This is a genomic window from Sphingobacteriales bacterium (genome assembly GCA_016700115.1).
Lineage (GTDB): Bacteria > Bacteroidota > Bacteroidia > Chitinophagales > UBA2359 > UBA2359.
Genome location: CP064999.1, coordinates 2,830,932 through 2,851,477 on the forward strand (window position 1 = coordinate 2,830,932; position 20,546 = coordinate 2,851,477).

15 protein-coding genes are annotated in these 20,546 nt (G+C 37.9%); 6 read left to right on the forward strand and 9 right to left on the reverse strand.

The annotated features are described in order from the left end of the window. Positions 1-17 precede the first annotated feature (17 nt). The 3 genes from IPM47_10190 (at position 18) to ftsZ (ending at position 3,775) form a co-directional block, all read left to right on the forward strand. Positions 18-797, forward strand: coding sequence for a hypothetical protein (locus IPM47_10190; protein ID QQS31255.1), 780 nt, complete (start codon positions 18-20; stop codon positions 795-797). A gap of 124 nt (positions 798-921) precedes the next feature. Next, the gene (gene ftsA / locus IPM47_10195; protein ID QQS31256.1) at positions 922-2,301 is read left to right on the forward strand and encodes a cell division protein FtsA; all 1,380 of its coding nucleotides are present in this window, start codon (positions 922-924) and stop codon (positions 2,299-2,301) included. A gap of 58 nt (positions 2,302-2,359) precedes the next feature. Beyond that, the gene (ftsZ, locus tag IPM47_10200) at positions 2,360-3,775 is read left to right on the forward strand and encodes a cell division protein FtsZ (GenBank protein QQS31439.1); all 1,416 of its coding nucleotides are present in this window, start codon (positions 2,360-2,362) and stop codon (positions 3,773-3,775) included. 324 nt (positions 3,776-4,099) lie between these two features. Here ftsZ and IPM47_10205 read toward each other — a convergent pair whose 3' ends face one another. After that, complete coding sequence (locus IPM47_10205; protein QQS31257.1) at positions 4,100-5,086, reverse strand: DUF3078 domain-containing protein; 987 nt, start codon at positions 5,084-5,086, stop codon at positions 4,100-4,102. Positions 5,087-5,212: 126 nt separating this feature from the next. Next, complete coding sequence (locus IPM47_10210) at positions 5,213-5,758, reverse strand: polyketide cyclase (GenBank protein ID QQS31258.1); 546 nt, start codon at positions 5,756-5,758, stop codon at positions 5,213-5,215. Between the two features lie 426 nt (positions 5,759-6,184). Here IPM47_10210 and IPM47_10215 point away from each other — a divergent pair, with 426 nt between their 5' ends. Further along, a complete protein-coding gene (locus IPM47_10215; GenBank protein QQS31259.1) occupies positions 6,185-7,228 on the forward strand; it encodes a methyltransferase domain-containing protein in 1,044 nt (347 codons plus the stop codon). Positions 7,229-7,570: 342 nt separating this feature from the next. Continuing rightward, positions 7,571-12,217 (forward strand): T9SS type A sorting domain-containing protein, encoded by a 4,647-nt coding sequence (locus tag IPM47_10220; protein QQS31260.1) that lies wholly within the window; start codon positions 7,571-7,573, stop codon positions 12,215-12,217. A gap of 264 nt (positions 12,218-12,481) precedes the next feature. On the opposite strand, the gene IPM47_10225 is transcribed toward IPM47_10220, so the two are convergent. From IPM47_10225 to IPM47_10255, 7 genes are all read right to left on the reverse strand, one after another. Then, positions 12,482-13,144 (reverse strand): DUF998 domain-containing protein, encoded by a 663-nt coding sequence (locus IPM47_10225; GenBank protein ID QQS31261.1) that lies wholly within the window; start codon positions 13,142-13,144, stop codon positions 12,482-12,484. 24 nt (positions 13,145-13,168) lie between these two features. Continuing rightward, positions 13,169-14,245, reverse strand: a complete 1,077-nt coding sequence (locus IPM47_10230) for a hypothetical protein (protein ID QQS31262.1) — start codon at positions 14,243-14,245, stop codon at positions 13,169-13,171. 115 nt (positions 14,246-14,360) lie between these two features. Continuing rightward, entirely contained in the window at positions 14,361-14,675 is a 315-nt protein-coding gene (locus IPM47_10235; GenBank protein QQS31263.1) for a cupin domain-containing protein, read from the reverse strand. A 131-nt stretch (positions 14,676-14,806) separates the two neighbouring features. Further along, positions 14,807-15,643 (reverse strand): hypothetical protein, encoded by an 837-nt coding sequence (locus IPM47_10240; GenBank protein ID QQS31264.1) that lies wholly within the window; start codon positions 15,641-15,643, stop codon positions 14,807-14,809. 402 nt (positions 15,644-16,045) lie between these two features. Further along, on the reverse strand, positions 16,046-16,456 hold the full coding sequence (locus IPM47_10245) for an ester cyclase (protein ID QQS31265.1): 411 nt from the start codon (positions 16,454-16,456) through the stop codon (positions 16,046-16,048). 116 nt (positions 16,457-16,572) lie between these two features. Beyond that, a complete protein-coding gene (locus IPM47_10250; GenBank protein ID QQS31266.1) occupies positions 16,573-17,505 on the reverse strand; it encodes an AraC family transcriptional regulator in 933 nt (310 codons plus the stop codon). A gap of 75 nt (positions 17,506-17,580) precedes the next feature. Continuing rightward, the gene (locus tag IPM47_10255; protein ID QQS31267.1) at positions 17,581-18,567 is read right to left on the reverse strand and encodes an MBL fold metallo-hydrolase; all 987 of its coding nucleotides are present in this window, start codon (positions 18,565-18,567) and stop codon (positions 17,581-17,583) included. A 1,017-nt stretch (positions 18,568-19,584) separates the two neighbouring features. On the opposite strand from IPM47_10255, the gene IPM47_10260 reads away from it, so the two are divergent. Next, positions 19,585-20,502 (forward strand): IS982 family transposase, encoded by a 918-nt coding sequence (locus tag IPM47_10260; GenBank protein ID QQS31268.1) that lies wholly within the window; start codon positions 19,585-19,587, stop codon positions 20,500-20,502. The last annotated feature ends 44 nt before the right edge of the window (positions 20,503-20,546 follow it).

Consider the following 20,546-nt stretch of genomic DNA (forward strand, 5'->3'; position numbering starts at 1 on the left):
AAATTTTACAATAGCACATGACCCACTTTCAAAAATATAAATCACTGTATGTTTTCTTAGCATGGATGCTGAGTGGCATTGCATTTTCGGTGATGTTGATGAAAGCGCGGTATGCCTATAGCTTGATGAATTGTACAGGAATAGAAGTAAAAATTGATGAATCAGAAGGCACCCGGTTTGTAGATGATGCCGGGGTCAGAAAGTTGATTATCAGCAAAATGCCTAATTCCAACTCAAATGCGCTTATAAATCAAATCAACCTTCAAGTCATCGAAGATTATTTGCAAATGAACCCACATATCGAAAATGCTGAACTCTACTTCGATTACAATGGTAAAATGTGGGCTGAAATTAAACAACGTACCCCCTTGCTGAGAGTTGTCAACTCAAACAACATCAGCTACTATATCAGCACAGATGGGTTAAAAATGCCGGTGTCTGAAGACTTTACTGCCCGTGTTACGATGGCTACCGGAAATATCAGGGACAACAATAAAACAGAAGGAGAAATTGATGCTCCTATTGTTAAGCAACTCTTTAGTTTATGCATTTTCCTCAAACAAAACGAATTTTTAAATTCTTTAGCAGAGCAAATTTTTGTGAACAGCAACGGCGACATGGTCATCATTCCAAAAATTGGCAAACATAAAGTTGTGATTGGAAATGCCGAAAATCTGGAAGACAAATTTAACAAACTACAAATTTTTTACCGCGAGGCAATGCCTCATGTTGGATGGAATACTTATGAAACCATTAATTTAAAATTTGCTAATCAAATCGTCTGTACTAAACGGTAAATTATCAAATATTAAACACAGCAAGGCATTATCCTTTTTTATTAAACAGAAATTGAAGTATAAGAAAAGCACCCATTAAAAAACAATTACCCAACTACTTTTAAAAAACTTAACAAATAAGCGTATGAAACATGAAACTTTACCAATTGTAGCCGCCATAGATATTGGAACAACTAAAATCTGTGCCTTAGTCGGACGGAAAAACCATACCGGGAAAATTGAAATCTTAGGCATCGGACAAGCTGAATCCTGCGGTGTTATGCGAGGGGTTATCTCCAATATTGACAAAACCGTTGAAGCTATCAAACAAGCTGTTGCTGAAGCTTCCCGAAAATCGGGAATCAATATTCATCATGTCTATGTCGGAATAGCTGGGCAACACATCAAATACATCCGTCATCGTGGAAGCATGATGCGAGATAATGGTCAGGATGAAATCACTTCTGCCGATGTGGAAAAACTTATCAGCGATATGTTCAAACTGAATCTTCCTCCGGGAGAAAAAATTGTACACGTATTGCCGCAAGAGTTTGTCATTGATGATGAACAGGGAATTAAAGAGCCGGTAGGTATGTCCGGTGTCAGATTGGAAGCCAATTTTCACATAGTAACCGGTCAAATTACTGCTATACAAAACATTGTCCGTTGTGTGCAAAAGGCCGGATTAAGCATTGTTGAAATGATTTTAGAACCTATTGCTTCATCTGCCGCAGTTTTGAGCGAAGAAGAAAAGGAAGCAGGGGTTGCTTTGGTTGATATTGGTGGAGGAACAACAGATATTGCGGTATTTCACGATGGAATAATTCGCCATACGGCAGTTATTCCACTCGGTGGCAATATCATTACTGAAGATATTAAAGAGGGTTGTATGGTGATGAGAGATCAAGCCGAAAGGTTAAAGGTCAAATTTGGAAAAGCACTTGCCATTGAAGCACCGGAGAATGCTATTGTTTCAATTAAAGGGTTGCGGGGTAGAGAGCCTAAAGAAATTTCGGTGATTAATCTTGCTCATATCATTCAATCGAGAATGGAAGAAATTTTAGAACATGTTTACGTTCAACTTAGAATTTCAGGTTATGAAAACAAACTTATCGGAGGTATAGTGATTTCCGGCGGAGGTGCAAGGCTTCAGAATATTGAACATCTTACCGAATATCTAACCGGTTTAGATGCCCGGGTTGGTTTGCCTGCCGAACATTTATCGGTTAACAGTCAGCGTTCTGAATTTAACGATCCAATGTATGCTACAGGTATCGGATTGTTAATGCTGGCATTGCAAAAAAATACCGTTGCTACAGAAATACCCATTGTTGAAGAACAAACTGATATGAATGGTAATGTTTCACAGCAAGAAGATCAAACCCTGATAAAAGAACAGTTACCCACTGACGAAGATGAATCAGAGGAAGAAGCAGAAAACTCAAAATCTGGCGGCAACTGGTTGGACAGATTCTTACGCAAAGGCCGCGAATGGTTAGAAGGCGACGTAAAAGACTTTAACTAAAATACTCACTCCTTTTCAATTTAATTATTCAACATTTTAAATTTTATCAATCATGACTATTAAATTTGATGCACCCAAAAATCAGAATTGTATAATCAAAGTTATAGGTGTAGGCGGAGGTGGAAGTAACGCCGTAAACCACATGTTCAGACAAGGTATCGTAGGGGTTAACTTTATTGTTTGCAATACGGATCATCAGGCTTTGGAAGCAAGTCCGGTACTTGTTAAAATTCAATTAGGCCCCGGACTTACCGAAGGGCGAGGAGCAGGTTCTCAACCTGAAATCGGAAAAAATGCCACGATTGAATCCATTGATGAAATCAAAAAAACCATCGGAAACGGAACAAAAATGGTTTTTATTACCGCAGGAATGGGGGGTGGAACCGGAACAGGAGGAGCTCCAATCGTAGCTAAAGCAGCCCGTGAATTAGGAATTTTAACTGTTGGAATTGTAACCACTCCTTTTATGTTCGAAGGACCACGCCGATTGAAACAGGCTGAAAAAGGAATTGAAGAAATGAAAGAAAGTGTAGATACTCTGATTGTCATTTCTAACGATAAACTTCGCGAACTTCATGGCAACCTTGCGCTTTCCAATGCTTTTTCAAAAGCAGACGACATTCTGACAATCGCCGCCAAAGGTATCGCAGAAATCATTACAGTACCCGGTTATGTAAACGTTGACTTTGAAGATGTCAATACTGTGATGCGCAACAGTGGTGTTGCCATCATGGGACTTGGCATTTCTGATGGTGAAGATCGCGCAATGAAAGCTGTTAAAATGGCTTTGAATTCACCTCTGCTTAACAACAACGATATCAGGGGTGCCAAACATATTCTGCTCAATATCACTTCCGGTACAAAAGAAGTTTTAATGGACGAAGTAGCTGATATTACCGGATATATTCAGGAAGCTGCAGGTTTTAGTGCCGATATTATTTGGGGTAACTGTGTGGATGAGTCTTTGCAGGAGAAAATTTGTGTTACTGTAATAGCAACCGGTTTTGAGCCCAACAACAACGAATTTAAAGAGCAAAAAGCAAGTAAACAAGAAAAAAAAGTGTACACCTTAGATGACGCTCCTACTTATTCTACCCGCAAAAAAAACGATTCTTACCTCAGTGAAGATGAAAAAAGTCAGATCAGCTTTCTCGAAAATGCAAAAAACCAAGCAGATACTGAAGATGATGATCTTAAATTAAAGCCTGCACCGGGTTATAATTTTAAAAGTGCCGAACATCAATCCAGATTACTTCAGGATAGGAAAAAAAGACTGCAAGGATTGAATATGAAACTGAACGATAACCTGAACGAACTGGAAAACGAACCGGCATATAAGCGTCGAAATGTTAAATTAGAAGAAACACCTGCGTCTGACGACAATTCTTTGTCTAAATATTCACTCTTTGATGACGAAAAGAAAAATACCGAAATCAAAAAAAGAAATAATTTTTTGCACGACAACGTTGACTAATCCTTCCATCTGCTACAATTAAACAGTATAGTTGTTTACGCTTATTTCTCATTAAACTTCCGGCTTAATAACCCGGAAGTTTTTTTTACAAAATCCGGTGATTTTCTCTTGATTATAAACAGCAATCTGATTGTTAGTGAGGTAGTTTTATCACAAACAAACTTGATAAAATAATGCTCTTTATTTGGGTGCAGGCTTTACACTAAAAGTTAAAAAAAAAGAGGCTTACAAAAAAATTGTAGCCTCCGTTAGATTGGTCTGTAAATCGGATCATTTACAAAACCAAACAATTAAACCTATGAAAACCATGAAAACCTTACAATTTTATAAAAATTTATAAGTAAGACCTATACCAAAAAAGCTTTTGGTTTGGAGACTTTTTCCATTATATTGATCAGCTTCACCCCTGTTTTTAACTACAACAACCTCGTCGTCGTAGCGCAGCGTGTTTTCAACAGTAGCAGCAATAAATTTGTTCACGGTAAATCTCAAAGAGTTTATCCATAAAATATCAATATTCTGTGGCTTTGTTTCACCGAACCTATTGTTCAAAATATTGGAAAACAACTCTAAATGTGACAGAAAAGTAACATTTTTCACCACTTCTTTTTTCAGGTCACCAATTAGTTGTGCTCCCATCTCCGGTTTAAACTTATCGCCAATCCCGTTTTCGACTCTGTTCCCATATAAGCCGAGATTTGCAATATCTTGGTCTAATACCAGCAAAGCCCTGAAGGTTGCAGGTGAAAAATAGACAGAAATCCAATCGGTAGGCTTGTAGTCTAAACCGGTACCTATACTTATAAATGCCGGGGATAAAAACCGGGCAATAGCAGGTGCTTTGTAATCACTTCCGGGTATGGTATCACCGGTAAAGTTAAGGGTAGGAGCAAACTGACTGTCAAAAGCACCAAGAACAGACCAATTCAACTTTTTACTGATTCCATAACCCAGTTTCGATTGTATTCTGATTACATCATCAGCTTTTCGCCAATCGTTAATTCCCTCAGTGTTGACAAAACCCAAAGTAAAACGCGCGTCATTGTCCCAGCTAACTTTTGCTTTTTTGTAATGCCCGAACATGGTAATATTTGCAATAGCAGTTGTAGCGTTTAATGCACCTTGAGTCCAATTTCCAAAATTTGTGTGACTAAAGTCAAGTTTTCCTTCGCCACCCTTCTTCCAAAGTGTGTCTTTAACTGTCTTATTTTCAGGCCTTGAAACAGCCGCTACTTTTTCTCCTTTTGTGTCTTGTGCTTGTAATATGGTGAGTGAAAACAAGCAAACTAACAAAGTAATTAGTTTTTGCATAATTAATTGAGATTTAGATAAATTGGTAGTAAAAAATCATTGAGTTTGGTTCAAAAAAAGCTATCGGGGTTTTAACGTTATATTCAAAGTTTGAAAAGTGTAATCAACATAAAATCCTGTAGAATTTTATTTGTTAAAAACAAAAGTGGCAGGCGGTGGTGGTGGAATTTGAGCCAATTCTTCCGGAGTTTTTGCGCGGCGGCGCAACAATTCTAACTGCAGGCTTTTTAAGCCTTTGTTCATCGCCCAAATATGATTGGCTGCAAAAATTGGGCGCATTAAAAAACTCAAATACCTGAGCAACGGTTTTTCAGCTACAATATTCCAATCATACACGATATCACAAATGTCGGAATCGGGTCGTTGTTTAAAGGTCCAAACACCTTTACCGACAAAATCGCCAAAAGCCCGGATTGCAAATCCATTCGGAAATTCTGTTTCCGTTACTTCAAACTTCCATCGCAAAGTATAAGGTAACCATCCCTTAGTATAAAGATCAATAATTTTGCCAACTCCTCCTTTTTGACCTTTTTCTAAAACAGTTACTTCCAAATATACCGAAGGCCACCATTTTGGCAAGGCTTCTACTTCTTCCAACAGTCGGTAAACTTCTTCCTGAGTGGCTACTACTTCCCAATAAGTGATAAAATGATAATTGCTGTTGAATATCATGGTTGGTTTTGGATTTCAAATATAAATTAAAAAGGGAAATCGTTTCCTGAATTACCAAATGTTTAAATTGATTGGATGGACAACATAGCAAATCAAAATTCGGGAAATGGTTAAGAAGAGGATTACAATATGTAGAATATTTTGCTGGAAAAAACCCGGACAAATATAGTAAACATTAATTTAACAGCCATAATTAATAATCCGGTTTAGTAAACTTTTCAGTTAATAAAGGCAACCCGAAAAGGATTTTACACCTTTTTGATTTTTCATTTACTTTAAGTAACTGGTTCAACAAGCTATTTGTAACTACTAAAGATTATTTTGGTATAGAGGGAACTAAATACTTCAGTATGAAAAAACCTTTTCTAATTTTGATGTAGCTAATAAGCTGAATACTTTATTTATAAAAGTCAAACTCCAACAATTATGAAAATCTCACTTTCTCCGGAAAATATTCTTGAGCGAATTGCAGTAATTCTGAATCTTGCACCCTTACCACTTTTAGAGACTCAAATTGCATTTAATGGTGCAAGGGCTATTATGGCTGCGTCAGATACCGGTATTTTTGAAGCAATGGGCAAAGAAAGCAGAACTTATGATCAAATTGCAGAAATTGCCGGAACACACAGCTTTGCGACAAAACAGTTGCTTGATAGCTTGACGGCAATGGGATATGTAACCTGGAGTGAAGACAAATACAAATTAAAACCCAAATATTACAAATGGCTTTTAAAAGAATATCCCTCAAATCTGATTGGAAAACTAAGATTTCAAAAAAGTGAATGGAACTGGATGGCTAAACTCGAAGACTTTGTGAAAACCGGGCAGCCAATGGATTTACATTCAATTCTAACTGAACAGGAATGGGCAGATTATCAGGACGGTATGCGGGATTTATCTGTAAACACTGCCAAAGAGTTGGCCGGCAAAATTAAGCTGCCTGCAAATGCTTCAAAAATGTTAGATATTGGCGGGTCTCATGGACTTTATTCTATTGAACTGTGTAAAAAACATCCTTCTTTGAACAGTACTATTCTTGAACTTCCGGGAGCAATAGACAGGGCAAGTGCTATTGCTGCCGAACATGGATTACAAGATCGGGTAAAATATCAGGCTGGCAACGCCCTGACTGATGATTTAGGTACTGAACAGTATGATTTTATAATGATTAACAATGTAGTTCACCATTTTACCGCCGAACAAAACCAGGAATTAGCTAAGAAAGTGGCTCGCGCATTGAAAAAAGGAGGATTGTTTGGTATAGGGGAATTTATACGACTTAAAAAACCTGGAGAAGGTGGTGCTGTGGCTGCTCTTGCCGGTTTATACTTTTCTTTAACCAGCCAATCCGGAACATGGTCTGAAGCTGAAATCAGATCATGGCAGTCAAACGCAGGTTTAACACTTCAAAAACCAACTACCTTAATGTCGCTCCCGGGTTGGAAGATGGTCGTAGCACAAAAAAGTTAGATTTTTACTTTGGTTTTGGAAATTTTCTGTGTTCTTCGGTGAAAACAATAGAGTCATGTGTTTAATCTTGGCTCAATCTAAACAAATTAAATTTAGCCGGCTTGCTAAAATGAGTTTGTTCTTGTTTGCATTGCTTTTCAGGGATAATTAATTTCAGATACTAGGTTTGCGACAAAACTGTGATTCTGAAATCTTTAACGATAAATAACATAAAATCCAACTTATCAAAATCACTTGATTACAACTATTTTGTACCTTTACCCCTCTATGTATTTATAAGAACATTTTTAAAAAGAAATAAAGGCAGTCATTTTGCCAACATACCCAAATCGCTACGACTTTATGAAACTTGCTACACTTACTGCCATTTACCGGTTTTTCATATTGATTTATCTGATTACGTTTAGCCCTTTTATAGTACTCTCTCAACAAACAGATGAATCAGACGAACCCCCTGTTAGTTGTTTTGTAGATTTGGGAGACATCGTATTTCCCGGAAATCAGTTTTGTGCCAACGAACCTTTGCCAATTCCTTGTGTAGATTTTAATACAACAGAAGCGGGGCCGGCAGCAGGGTTAATGTGGGCAGTTTACAGTTGTCAGCCAACTTCTGCCGATCCATTTTCAGATCCTTGTTCAGCTACCTTTAATGTTTTACTCTCCAACCCGGAGGGAAATCCCATTTTTGGATGTGGGCAAAGTGCTATTTTTGCCAATACCAATATTTTGACTCCCGGAGTTCCTGTAGTTTGTGTATATCTTGTTCCTATCATCAACAATGATACAACTACCAATTTGCCCGGAACCTGCACAGGGATAGTTCCCGGGTTTTCCTACCCGATGATTTGTTTCCTGAACCCGGAAGAAAACCCTGAAATATGCGACAGCGAATGTGAGGGTTTGACCGAAGAAAACGACGAATGTGAAGGCGCTATATCTTTAACACTTTCTCCCGGAATTTACGGCAACTTTTCTAATGTTTGCAGCACCGCTTTTGACGACCCCTCCGGTGTTCCGTCGTCTTGCTTTGATTCCGACCCTTATCAGGCATCGGTTTGGTTTACCTTAACCGGAAATGGAGGAACGTATAGCTTGTTTACCCGGAACTGTGAAGGCTCTGCCGAAACTCAGCTGTCCGATTCTCAAATTTCCATTTATACCGGAACTTGCGGCGGCCCTTATTCTCTTTTGGTTTGTAATGATGATATCGGACCCAATACTTTAGCCGGAATTACCAATTTTGCCACAACAATCGGCGAAACGTATTTGGTTTTAATAGACGGTTACGAAAACTCAAGGGGTGAATTTTGTATAGAAGTAGTGGAAGTTGTTGCTCCGCCACTTTGTGAAGCCGACTTTGGTGAGGTTTCCCCTTCATCTTCAAGTGTAATTTGTGAAAGCGAGGGGTTGACCTTTACCGCTTCCGGGGCTAATACAACCGGCTATGTTAGTTTTTTTGCTGTAGTAAATACTACTTCAGGAAATATCGTTTTATCAAACAGCGGTACGACGCTGACTATTTCGGGAAGTGCTTTAGGAGCAGGCACTTATACAGTGCATGCCTTAAATATCGGCAGTGAAGACTTGTCTTCAATCACCCCATTTCCCGCTAATATCGCTCAACTCAACAGCATTTTAGGTACCCCCGGTTTGTGCAGTGATTTTGATGCCACCGGGATTTCACTGACTGTTCTTCCAACTCCTAATATTTCGGCTTCAGGCAATAGCCCGCTTTGTGAAGGGGAAACAATCAACCTTTTCGGAAATACCACGTCCCCCGGAACTGCCTCTTTTTCATGGCAAGGTCCCGGTGGGTATTTTTCAGCTGAACAAAATCCGGTCATAGTCAACGCAACCACTTCAAATACCGGAACCTATATATTGACCATTACCATTGCCGGATGCCAATCCACACCCGCTTCAACAAGCGTTACAGTTAATCCAATTCCAACTGTAATAGCTTCCAACAATAGTCCGGTATGTCAGGGACCTGAAATTCAGTTGAGCGCAGTTACTTCAGCCACAGGAACGGTAACTTTTAACTGGGAAGGTCCCAATGCTTTTACCTCTACCTTACAAGATCCTGAGGTGAGCAGTGGCTCTTTTGAAAATTCAGGCATATATACCGTAACCGTTACAGCAAACGGATGTGTTTCGGAGCCTTCGAGTACAGAAGTTATCATCAACCCTTTGCCAACGGTAGAAGTTTCAGTCAGCAATAGCAACCCCTGTCAGGGAACTTGTTTTACCTTGAATGCTGTATCAAGTCTTCCGGACGCTGTCTATAACTGGACAGGCCCTGTTGGTTTTGAGTCCAACGAACCCAATCTCGAGTTTTGCGATGTTCAGCCGGATATCACCGGGGAATATTGTGTTTTTGTTGTAGTGAATGGCTGTGCTTCTGAACTGTTAAATTGTGTTTCCATCAGCGTTTTGCCACCGGACGACCCTGCCTGTGCAGAACTCTGTCTGGCAAACTCAGGAATTGTTTTGACAGATGACCCCAATGTTTGTCCGGACGAATTGCTGATTACCCAAATTATTGGAGCAACTTCGGGCATTTATCAAACCTATTGGCTATTAACTGATGATGTTGGCAATGTCTTAGAGGTACAGACTAATGGCGATTTCATCATCAGTGTTTCAGGTTCATACTTTGTATATTCTCTCAATTTTTTAACTGAAGACTCAGCATTGGTAAATACCTTGTTAGATTCCGGAGTTGAAATTTCAGATATTCAAAATGCAATAACTTCTCTTGAGTTTTGTGCCGCTCTTTCCGCCGGACTACCTGTGCTGATATTGGGAGAAACCTCAGTCGGATGTTTTAACTGTCTCGCAGATGGAGGAACTGTAACTTATTCGGGAGAAATCAATGTTTGTGAGAATGGAATTACAGAGCCATTTACGTTTACTGCAAACAATACCACCCCGGGATATCTTACCTATTTGATTATTACAGATGCTGTTACCACTCAGATAATGGCATTTACCGGTGAATCTTCAATCAATTGGACGGCACTTGGCTTGCCGGATGGTTCTTATACTGTTTTTGCTATAAACTTTGCTGTTGAGTTTGTTTCAGGCATCGAAACCGCACTGAATTCAGGTTTATTGTTGGATGACTTTTTATCGAGTGCAGGAGATACCGGCTTCTGTTTTGATGTATCAGAAGGAACTACCCAGTTTATAGTAATTCCTTTTGATGTTTCTCCCTGTTCTGAAACTTGTTTTGCTAATTTTGGAACAATAACACCTCCTTTTGACTCTGAAATATGCCCTGACGAAACAGCAACACCGGCAATTATCAGCGGAGCGGCAACATCCGGTTATACGACCGTTTTTCTGGTTACAACCATTGTTAGTGGTTCAGTTTTAATAGTTGATCTAAGCAACAACACCGAAATCACATGTCCCGGAGATGGGGATTATCAAATTCATGCACTCAATTATGCAAATATTGATGCCGTTTTAGTTCAAAGTGCGATTGTGATTGGGGATGAAATTTCCTCTATGTTATTTAATCTCAGTGTAGCAGATGTTTGCTATGATTTTGATATCAATGGTTATTCTTTAACCTGTTTGCCCGAAAATGCAATCGCCTGTTTAGACCCGCTTGCTGTAATTAACCTCACTGAAACGCCTGCAGGTGACGGATTAACTTATACTGTTTCTTTTACCGTTACCGGCGGATCAGGCAACTATATTATAGATGGCTTTCCTTCTGATGCAGATTTTATCAGCGATCCGATTCCCTGTGGAATTTCTTACAATTTTGAAATCACTGACGATGTTGCTTCCGGAATATTGGTCGTCAGCGGTGTTTCACCTTGCGTTTGTGCTACAAGTGCCGGAACAATGCCCAATTTATTGTCAGCTGCTCCTGTTTGTTGGGGTGGTTCTGTAACATTGACGACCATCAATCCTGTACTGATACCCGGAGATACCCTGATTTATATACTTCACAATGGAAGCACGACAAACCTTGGAGATTTTCTGGCCATTAGTTCCGATGGCAATTTTGGAATGGACAATGCTTTACCCGGGGTAACTTTATTGACCAATACTACTTATTATATATCTCCTGTTGCAGGACCAACCGATCCTGAAGGCAACTTGATTTTTAATGACCCCTGTACAAAAGTTGGTGAAGGAGCGCCTATTGTTTTCTTAGAACCCATTTCTTATCTGATTAATGAAAGTTGCGATTGGATGACCGGCGATTATACTACTGTGTTGTTCTTAAGCGGAGGTTTGCCTGAGTATGACAATTCGCAACCCTATTTTATTACGGGCGATATTCAAATGGAGGCATTTTTCGGGCAAAGTGTAACCAATATTTTCCTGAATGGTACCACTACAATATATGAATACGAAATTACGGATGGAGTTTGTACCGATGTCGTAACTGCCTCAGAAGCTTTTGTTTGTATCAAAACTCCGATTGTCTTGCTTGAATTTAAAGGAGAGGTTCAACAACGGGGCAACTTACTTAAATGGACAACAGCCACGGAAACCGATAACGATTATTTTTCGTTAGAACGCTCTGAAAACGGCACCAACTTTACCCGTATTGCATTGGTTGAAGGTGCAGGAACAAGCATTACAGCGAATAAGTACGAATATCTTGACAAAGAACCACCTGCAGGAACTTCTTATTACAGGCTGGTTCAGGTGGATTTTAACGGCACTTCTTCAACTTCTGAAACCATTTCTTTAAAGCGCAAAGAAGCAGTTTTTGGATTTAATGCCATTTACCCGATTCCTGCCGATAAATTTGTGGAAATTTCATTTACTTCAGAATCTGACACACCGGTTTCAATTGAAGTTTATGATTTGGCAGGAAAACTTGCCATATCTCTTGATATTTTTGCGCAAAAAGGCACCAATGTTTATTCAATAAATATCTCAGAACTAAGTTCGGGTATGTATTTCATTTCTTTAAACAACGGCAATAAAGTAATCAGCAACCGGTTTGTAAAAAAATAACCTGCTGCTTAAAACACATCCCTTCTTTTTTATTTGTATAACCTTTTCCCAAAAACAAGGCAGACTTTGTTTTTGAGAAAAGGTTTTTTAAAATCTGAACTCATTGAAGAGCAATAGATTGAAAAAAAAGCAATCCGATATTTAGTGGTTGATTTATATGTTAAGCCTGAATGATTTTTTCAAACCAAAAGGCTTAAATATAACTTGTTCCTCCCTATTTCAATCATTTAGATTGATTGAACTATGTACAGGTTGTTATCGGCATTACTGTTGATTCATGTTGTGTTTTTTCAACAATAAGCCGGATAATACCATCATCCAAAGCATGTAGCCATAAATATTGATTCTTTCATAAATACCCATACAAGGAGTTGGCAAATTAGCAGCCATAGATGCACCATATAAACCGGCTAAAATTCCAAATATTATAAAAACAACAATAGTTGCCATAGAATATAATCGAAAGAACTTCCCAAAAGAAGTGGCAGCAAAACCTATAGCGGGAAACATACATAAAAACACTCCTGCTCCGGTGATTATACCATGCATGACATCCATATAATTCCCTTCAACGCCACGAAGATGAATTGGGAAAAACAAAGTTCCGGTTAAGCCGAGAACTTCTTTGCTAATGATTAATATTGAAGCAATGCGCAAAAATCGGGTTGGACCGGCAACTATCCACATTCCTGTACCAAAAGCATAGATCAAAAAAGCGTAAATGATGAAAGCCGGAACAACAATATATCGGGTAGGAGCATTGACAGCAAATAGTTCGCTGACTGTTTGGGAGTTTATGCTATAGCCCGGCCATTGTAATGCCGCAATTAAATCGGTAGCAATATAAAGTATTGACGAGATAAAGCCACAAAGTAATAAGGCTTTTACAACGCAGGTTTTTCTGAAACTAACAGAGGCTGAATTCATTTCCTTGTATTTTGAGGAAAGTATTTATTTCGTTCTAATCCACTTGGATTCCATATAGTATTTGTCAGAATTGATTGTAATGTTTGCTTCCCAACGATAGGTTTTTGGCCAGTTTTTGAATGGTTTTACGATAAAATACAGAAAACGAAGAACAAGTTTATCGGGTTTGGGTATCCAACCGGAAGAAGGTGTGAGGGAGATATAGAATTGATTCTCCACTCGGCGGACAGAATATTTTCCTTCTATATAACCTATGCTTGGTTTTCCTGTAATGTTGAAACGACCCTCAACGTTTTTTTTGGGAAGAAAACGATACAAGTCAGGAAAGGGGGGATTGAAATGCAGGGCTATAGGAGCAATCAGATTTAACCGTACTAATTTATTTATTAAAATTTCACCGTCCTGCTCAGAGAAATGCCATTCATACTTATTGTCTGTCAAAACCACATCAATCTCATTTAACCAAACAGGGCTTAGTTCACCTTTAAATTGAGGGTTTAAAGTTGCAATAAGTGGTTTAGAACTATATCGCAGGAAATACATCCACATACAATCCATTGGTAACGGCAACGAATCCGGTCGGTGTTCTTTTCCATTGATTGAAACCCTGAGTTTTGTGTCTTTTTTTCTGACGAAATAAAAATCATACAGCAATATCAGAGGCAATGCTGAAGGATTTTCCGCTGCATGTCCCATAGGTGCCAGTAAATCGAATGGCTTTCGCGCAGTTTTGTTTTGTTCTTCGATGTGGAGATCAATTTTTCGGCCGTAGCAGTCGGAAAAAACATAACTGGATTGAACTCCTGACTCATTTATTTCGAATTCAGCTACTTCAAAACCGGTTTTTATCAACTCATTCAAACCTTTTCCGGCAATATCATATTTTTCCGGTTTTGGATGTAAAGTAGGCTGATAATAAACATCTACTTTGCCATCTTTTCTCCAACCAATAACCAAATGCCCCTTTCCGGTTATTTCATCATCAAACACCTGCGGCTCAAATCCGACATAAATGGTATCCGGGTCTTTTTCAAAGTTAATCAACAAAACTCTGGACATTGGGTCAATATCAATGCTGAATGGGAACAAAACAGGTTTCAAAGTCTTCTTATTAAATAAATGAAGAAACAACGGTTTGACATTGTCAGGAATGACAATACAATCTTGCTGTAAATTTCAGATTTATTTCTACTGTTCTTTGTTATTTGCTACTCTTTTATTGATAATCTTCTCTTACCGGGCAAAAAACATCCATCAGTTTGCAAAAAGTTAAAGCCTTTCCACCGTGAACAACATTAGAAGGGATAACAGCAATCATTCCGGGTTCATACACTTCAGTTTTTCCATCAACCGTCAATTCAAATTTGCCTTCCAAAACTTGAGTGGTTTGTTCGTGAAGATGTGAATGGCTTGGCAAAACGGCACCTATTTTAACCTCCCAAAACGCTATTGTGATACAGTCTGTGTGCACAAACCGGGCTGTATAGCCTTTGATGATTTCTTTGGGTTCGATTTCAGAAAGAATTTTCATTTTGTTGTGGTTACTAATTATTGCCTGAAATAATCCGGTATAAACACATGACTAAGAAAGACACAATGATTTATTGACTGACATAAGGTTGAGATACTTGAGTATTGTTTCCAGATACCATACACATAGTTTCACTTAGCTCTTAGTATTTTAATCGCTTCACTTTTATTCAGGTCAGACTCCAAAACCAAACTTTTGATTTCTTTTCCACCACTTATTACAACAATCGCAGCAGTATTCGGTGGAATATTTCCCACATTTTCAGCATACAATTCGATGATATTTTCTTCACCGGCTAAGGGGATAATGATTTCATGTGGCTTTTTTGTTACGTTGAATTTATCCATTGCAACTTTCCCATTTAATCTTAAGGTTACAATATCTCCGTCTTCCAAGCCATCATCCCACAATTTAATGGTGATATAATCAGATGATGTGTTTACATGGTCTTTAATGATGACTTTTCTTTTTTCGGATTCAGGTTTTACCGCTTCTGCAGTATGTTCAACCAATTTTTGAATCTGAAATCTGCCCCCGTCTTTTAAAACATGAGGCTCATTGCAAAAAGTTTGAAATTCTTTTAATCGCCAAATTCCTTTCATTGAATTGCAGTCCAAAATTTCAATTTCATAAATGCCATTTAACGCAATATTCCCTCCGGAAACTAAAGTGTCTTCATACAATAAGATGGAGTTTTCTTTTAACTCTCCTTTTAGTGTAGTTTTACTGTTTGGCGCGTTTGGCAGATCATTCCAAATAAAGATACCGGAAAATATCTTTCCTTCAACCTCGCTGACTTCAATCGTCATTGGATAAGTCGCGTTCAATCCACAAGAATATTGTGTGAATTCACCTATCCAAATTCCTTTTACAAATTCTGCATTTTCTTTTGCTTCAGGACAGGGTAAATCTTGAGAATAAGCAACTGAACTGATACTTATAGTTAGCATTAAGAGGAGGAGTTTCATTTTCATGGTTTTTATGTATTTAAATTTTGCAGAACGTACATACAGGCACACCAAAACATAACCACTATTTTAAATGGTTATAAACTTTGTTCAGGTTTTTTCATACAAAACGTAAAAGGGGCTTTTGGTATTTTGATGCCTTACTGAATATAGGTTTCAGTATTGCAACCTGCTGTTTTATGCAGTTAGTTCCTGAACATTCCGAATGTTTGTTCTTTGGGTAGAAAGGGAACTATTAGAAAAACCTATAAGGTTGGATAGCCTTATAGGTTTGAAAGAAAAAAGCCTTATGGAAGGAATTTGAATAGCAACAATAATGGAACCCGCCGGATTTGGTTTGAAGCCTATGGCATTGGGTATGTTTGCCGTTGGAGTTTAGTTGAATTTATTCTGAAGAAACCATCAGGAGGTCAGTTGTGCAGTCAAACCATGAAGGTCTAAGATGCCCCAATGCCCGATATATTTTCCATCCCGAAGTTGAATGATGTCAATAACTTCCATCACTACTGATTTGTGGGTGGGAGGTATTCCGAAAAAATCCCCTTTATGGGTGGCATAAAAAGATTTACGGGTAGTTACTTTATCTCCTTCGGCAATCATGTCGTGAATTTCTACCTTAAGGTCGGGGAAAGAAGGTTTTAATAAATGGTTAAAAAAATAAATCACACCATCCCGGTTATTGGGTGAACCTTGCGGAGCTGTGTGGTTTACAAAGTCTTCTGCAAAGATTTGGTAAAAAGTATCCAGATTGCCTCCTTCTATAAACTCTTTGTTTACCCGTTGTACAAGCGTTTTGTTGTGTTCTGTGTTCATTGTTATTTAATTTTTGGTGGGTGAATAAAATTTGATGATGCAAAGATGAGCCACCTGAAAATCAGAATTGTAGAATAAAACCGACCAATAACAGAACAATTACGACTTTCTGCAAATCAGGAGAACTGATTGCGAAACTGAACAGGAGTTTGAGCGGTTAGTTTTTTAAAAAACCGGTTAAAATGGGAAGGGTCTGAAAAATCTAATTGGTAAGCTATTTCGGAAATACTCATTTTGGTATGAATTAAATAGGCTTTTGCTTCCAACATCAACATTTCCTGAATGAACTCACCTGCTGTTTTATCAGACTGAGATTTTATTGTTCGATTGAGGTGGTCGGCAGAAACATGGAGCATGACGGCATAGTCTGCAACCTTGCGAATTGTAAGAAAATGCTGACTGACTAATTTAATGAAGTTGTTGTACAGGGCAACAGCACTGTGGCTTGTATTTTGATGTTGAAAAATCATTTTTTCATAGTCACGGCTGGCGTAAATAAGGATAAGTTGGATATACAGCCGGATTGCATCGCTACATTTGCTTTTTCGGCTTTTAATTTCTGCGTTTATTTTATGATAGATGTTATCAATTTCTGCTGCTGTTTCTTCAGAAAGATTAAAGCACTGAAACCCCTGATAGGTCAAAAACGGGAACTGTTGGCGGGAGTTATGCTGAAAGAAAATATCGCCGATAAATTTTTCAGAAAACAGCATGTAGTAAGCAAGAAAATCTTCGCTTGGATTGGAAAGTGAAAAAATTTGTCCCGGAATTCCAAATACTATAGTATTTCGAACCGGATGATGTTTTTCCAAACCGATATTGAAACAAACATTGCCCTGACGGGTAAGCGAAATTCTGAAATATTCTGTTTTGATGGGTTCAATATTGCCCTTCAAGTCAATGGTTGAATATAGCCCAAATCCTCCGTCCAGCAATTCGGGAGTATCATCCATTCCAAATTTACTATTCACTACATTTTTCTTATGTATCTGATGCAGCGACTGGTCGAGATAGATTCTCTTTATGTCAGGTGAAATGTTTTTATACATTTCTTAATATAGTTAGTCGTGAGAAAGTAATTGTTTATTTTTTCAAGCAAATTTTGATGTGAAACCAATCAACCCTTAATAAGCGATTTTTTCACCTAAGCCGGCAAACAAATAATCGGTGCCGTATTTTTCTTGTAAGATTTTAAAAGCCAGATGCCCAGTACAATGTGTTGGAGCGACGCGATGAACCTTCAATTCCCCTTTGATTTTGTCAGCCAGTGCATTGGTTTGAGAACGGTCAAACGGCAAGAGGTGAAATCCGCCATATACCAGTTCAATTTTATTACCGGTAACTTTTTGAGTTTCTGAGATAATATGTTCTACGCCCGTATGAGAACAACCTACAATCAACACTTCCCCTTTATCAGTTTTCATACTCAATGAAAGTTCGGGCAAACCTGTTTGCTTACATTCGTCTTTTGGTTGGGTAAATTGTCCTTCCACAAAGCTTTTGTTCGGGTAGCAAGAAAAATAACCCATAAAACTTGAATTGGTGGCGACTAAATTCAAACCGGGCATAATTTCTTTGGAGGTTTTTACAAATTCAATATTTGCCTTCCAAAACCTTCCACTTTGATTGATTAAAAATTTGGTTTCTCCACCATCAAAATATTGTTCGTGTTTATGGAGTGAATCTTTGATTGACGGTTCTTGTCCTGTTGCATCAAAAGGAACGGGAGCGCCCCAGAAAATATCGTAGGGGAAATAGATTTTTACTTTTGGGTTCACTTCGAGCAAATAATCCAACCCGTTTAAATGGTCAAAATGGCCATGAGAAACAATCACTATTTCCACTTGTGAAAGGTCAATTCCCAACTGCATGGTATTGGATTTAAAAATGTCTGCATTACTGCCCGCATCAAACAAGATTGTTTTACCCTGATATTTGGTGATACAGGAAAATCCAAAGTCTTTGGTAAGGCCTGTGTCTTTGCCAAAAGCATCATAAAGATTGACAATAGTTCCTTCCTCAATGAAACGAAAAGAACTTTTCTTTTCTCCGGAAATACAGGCTGTAAAAATGAAAAAAAAGAAAATTGTGGTTGAGAGTTTTGGGTTCATTTCAGTTGTCTTAAAAAAGTTTAGGGAATATCACTGGATTACCACTAACGACTATGGGGTATATTTTTTTTAGGTGGTTGTCCTGGATAAAATTAATTAAGTAAAGTTCAACAAAAAATATCTTTGAAACAAGACATAAGAAAAATTATGAATCATCTGATGTATTGTCTTTAAAGCTGATTTTCTCCACATCTAAAAAATGTTCGACAAATTATGGGTCATAAAGGGGTTAAGTCGAAAGTGGTGATTGAGCCAACCCCTAAAAACGACCAACACCACAGTAATTTAAGGGGATGATGAACCAAAAAAGACTAACAGATTCGGTAGATTTAACAGCCTTTTTAGGGATTTTTAAAAAAATGCCTATAAATTGAGTTAAAAAACCTGTTTTAAGAAAGAATAAAATTGACTTTTTTAAGAAAATTGAAGTAAGATTTGAACCCAATCTACTTTCAAAAACGAACAAAATTTCAATTTTAAAGAAGAAAATGTCAATTAAAAATTTAAAAATCACAATAGTAAAGGCAAAAATTGCAATTGAAAGGGCAAAAATTGCAATTTGATCCCTTAAAAAGTTAATCTTAAAGCACAAAATTGACTTTTTTGAAGTTAAGAAAACAAGAAATGGTTCATTTCTTATTTCATTTATCTTTTTGTTTAACTTTTTTTCGTGACTTAAATGCCTTTATTCGATAAAAAAATTATTTTTTAGCTTAAAAAGGGCACTACTTTTCAGTTCAAATTGATTGGATTTTCACTCATGTATTCCGGCAGGATAGTTATACAGCAATGTGCAGGGAACAAGAACTTAGCACAGGATAACAGATATTTTCCGGGGTTACAAAAATCAAAACTGAATTTTGATTTGTTTTTTCCGGGAGAATTCTTTTTCTTAAATAACGTGAGGTTGGAATTAAATTTAGATAAATAATAGGGGGGAATAGAAAAAAGAGGTTGTGGTTGATATAATTTTGAGTTTGGAAAAAAAATCACCAACCAACAACCCCTCTATTCTTTATGCTTCTTGTTATAACAAACAAACTGGTATCGTTGTACATAGAGATTGACGATTTATTGCTTGACTATACTAACTGCAATCAATCACACTGTATTTTGGGTCATAAACCTCGGGGACGAAAGCTTGGTTTAAGTCCATCGGAAATAGCCACAATTCTTGTATTTTACCAATTATCCGGTTACAAAACTTTTCAATACTACTATGAACAACTCATTTTGGGCGAATTTAACCATTATTTTCCGAAAGCACCCGGCTATAAGCACTTTTTATCATTGATACACAAATGCTTGCCGGTATTAGTGCTTTGGATGTTACGTTCATGTGAAAAAGCCCTCAAAACAGGCTGTTACTTCATAGACGCAACCAAATTACCGGTATGCCATATACATCGTCAAAGCCAAAATCGGGTGTTTAAAGACATCGCTGCCAAAGGTAAGACCTCCACAGGTTGGTTCTTTGGCTTGAAGTTGCATTTAGTCATCAACCAATTCGGAGAAATTGTTAAGTTTGCGCTTACTGCTGGAAATGTGGCAGACAATAACCACAACTTGCTGCGCTATCTGTTGGGCAACTTGCAGGGCAAATGTGCAGCAGACAAAGGCTATTACACCAAACTCTTTGACGAATTTGTTAAACAAGGTTTACAGCTTATCCTAAAACCAAAGAAGAACCGTAAAAATCAATATCCCGCTTTGCCTAAAGATGTCTCTCTCAGTAAAAAAAGAGCATTGATTGAATCGGTAAATGATATTCTGAAAACAGTTTGCAATTTAGAACACACAAGACATCGCAAACCGGAAAACGCTGCTACACATTTTATGGCTGCTCTAATTGCCTATCAACACTTAGATAAAAAACCATCTGTTTTTATCCCCAACGAAAATAATTACACAAACACCATCCAATTTGTTGCTTAATATCACTTAATCCCTTGTAAAATAAGACTCCAATTTCCAACCTC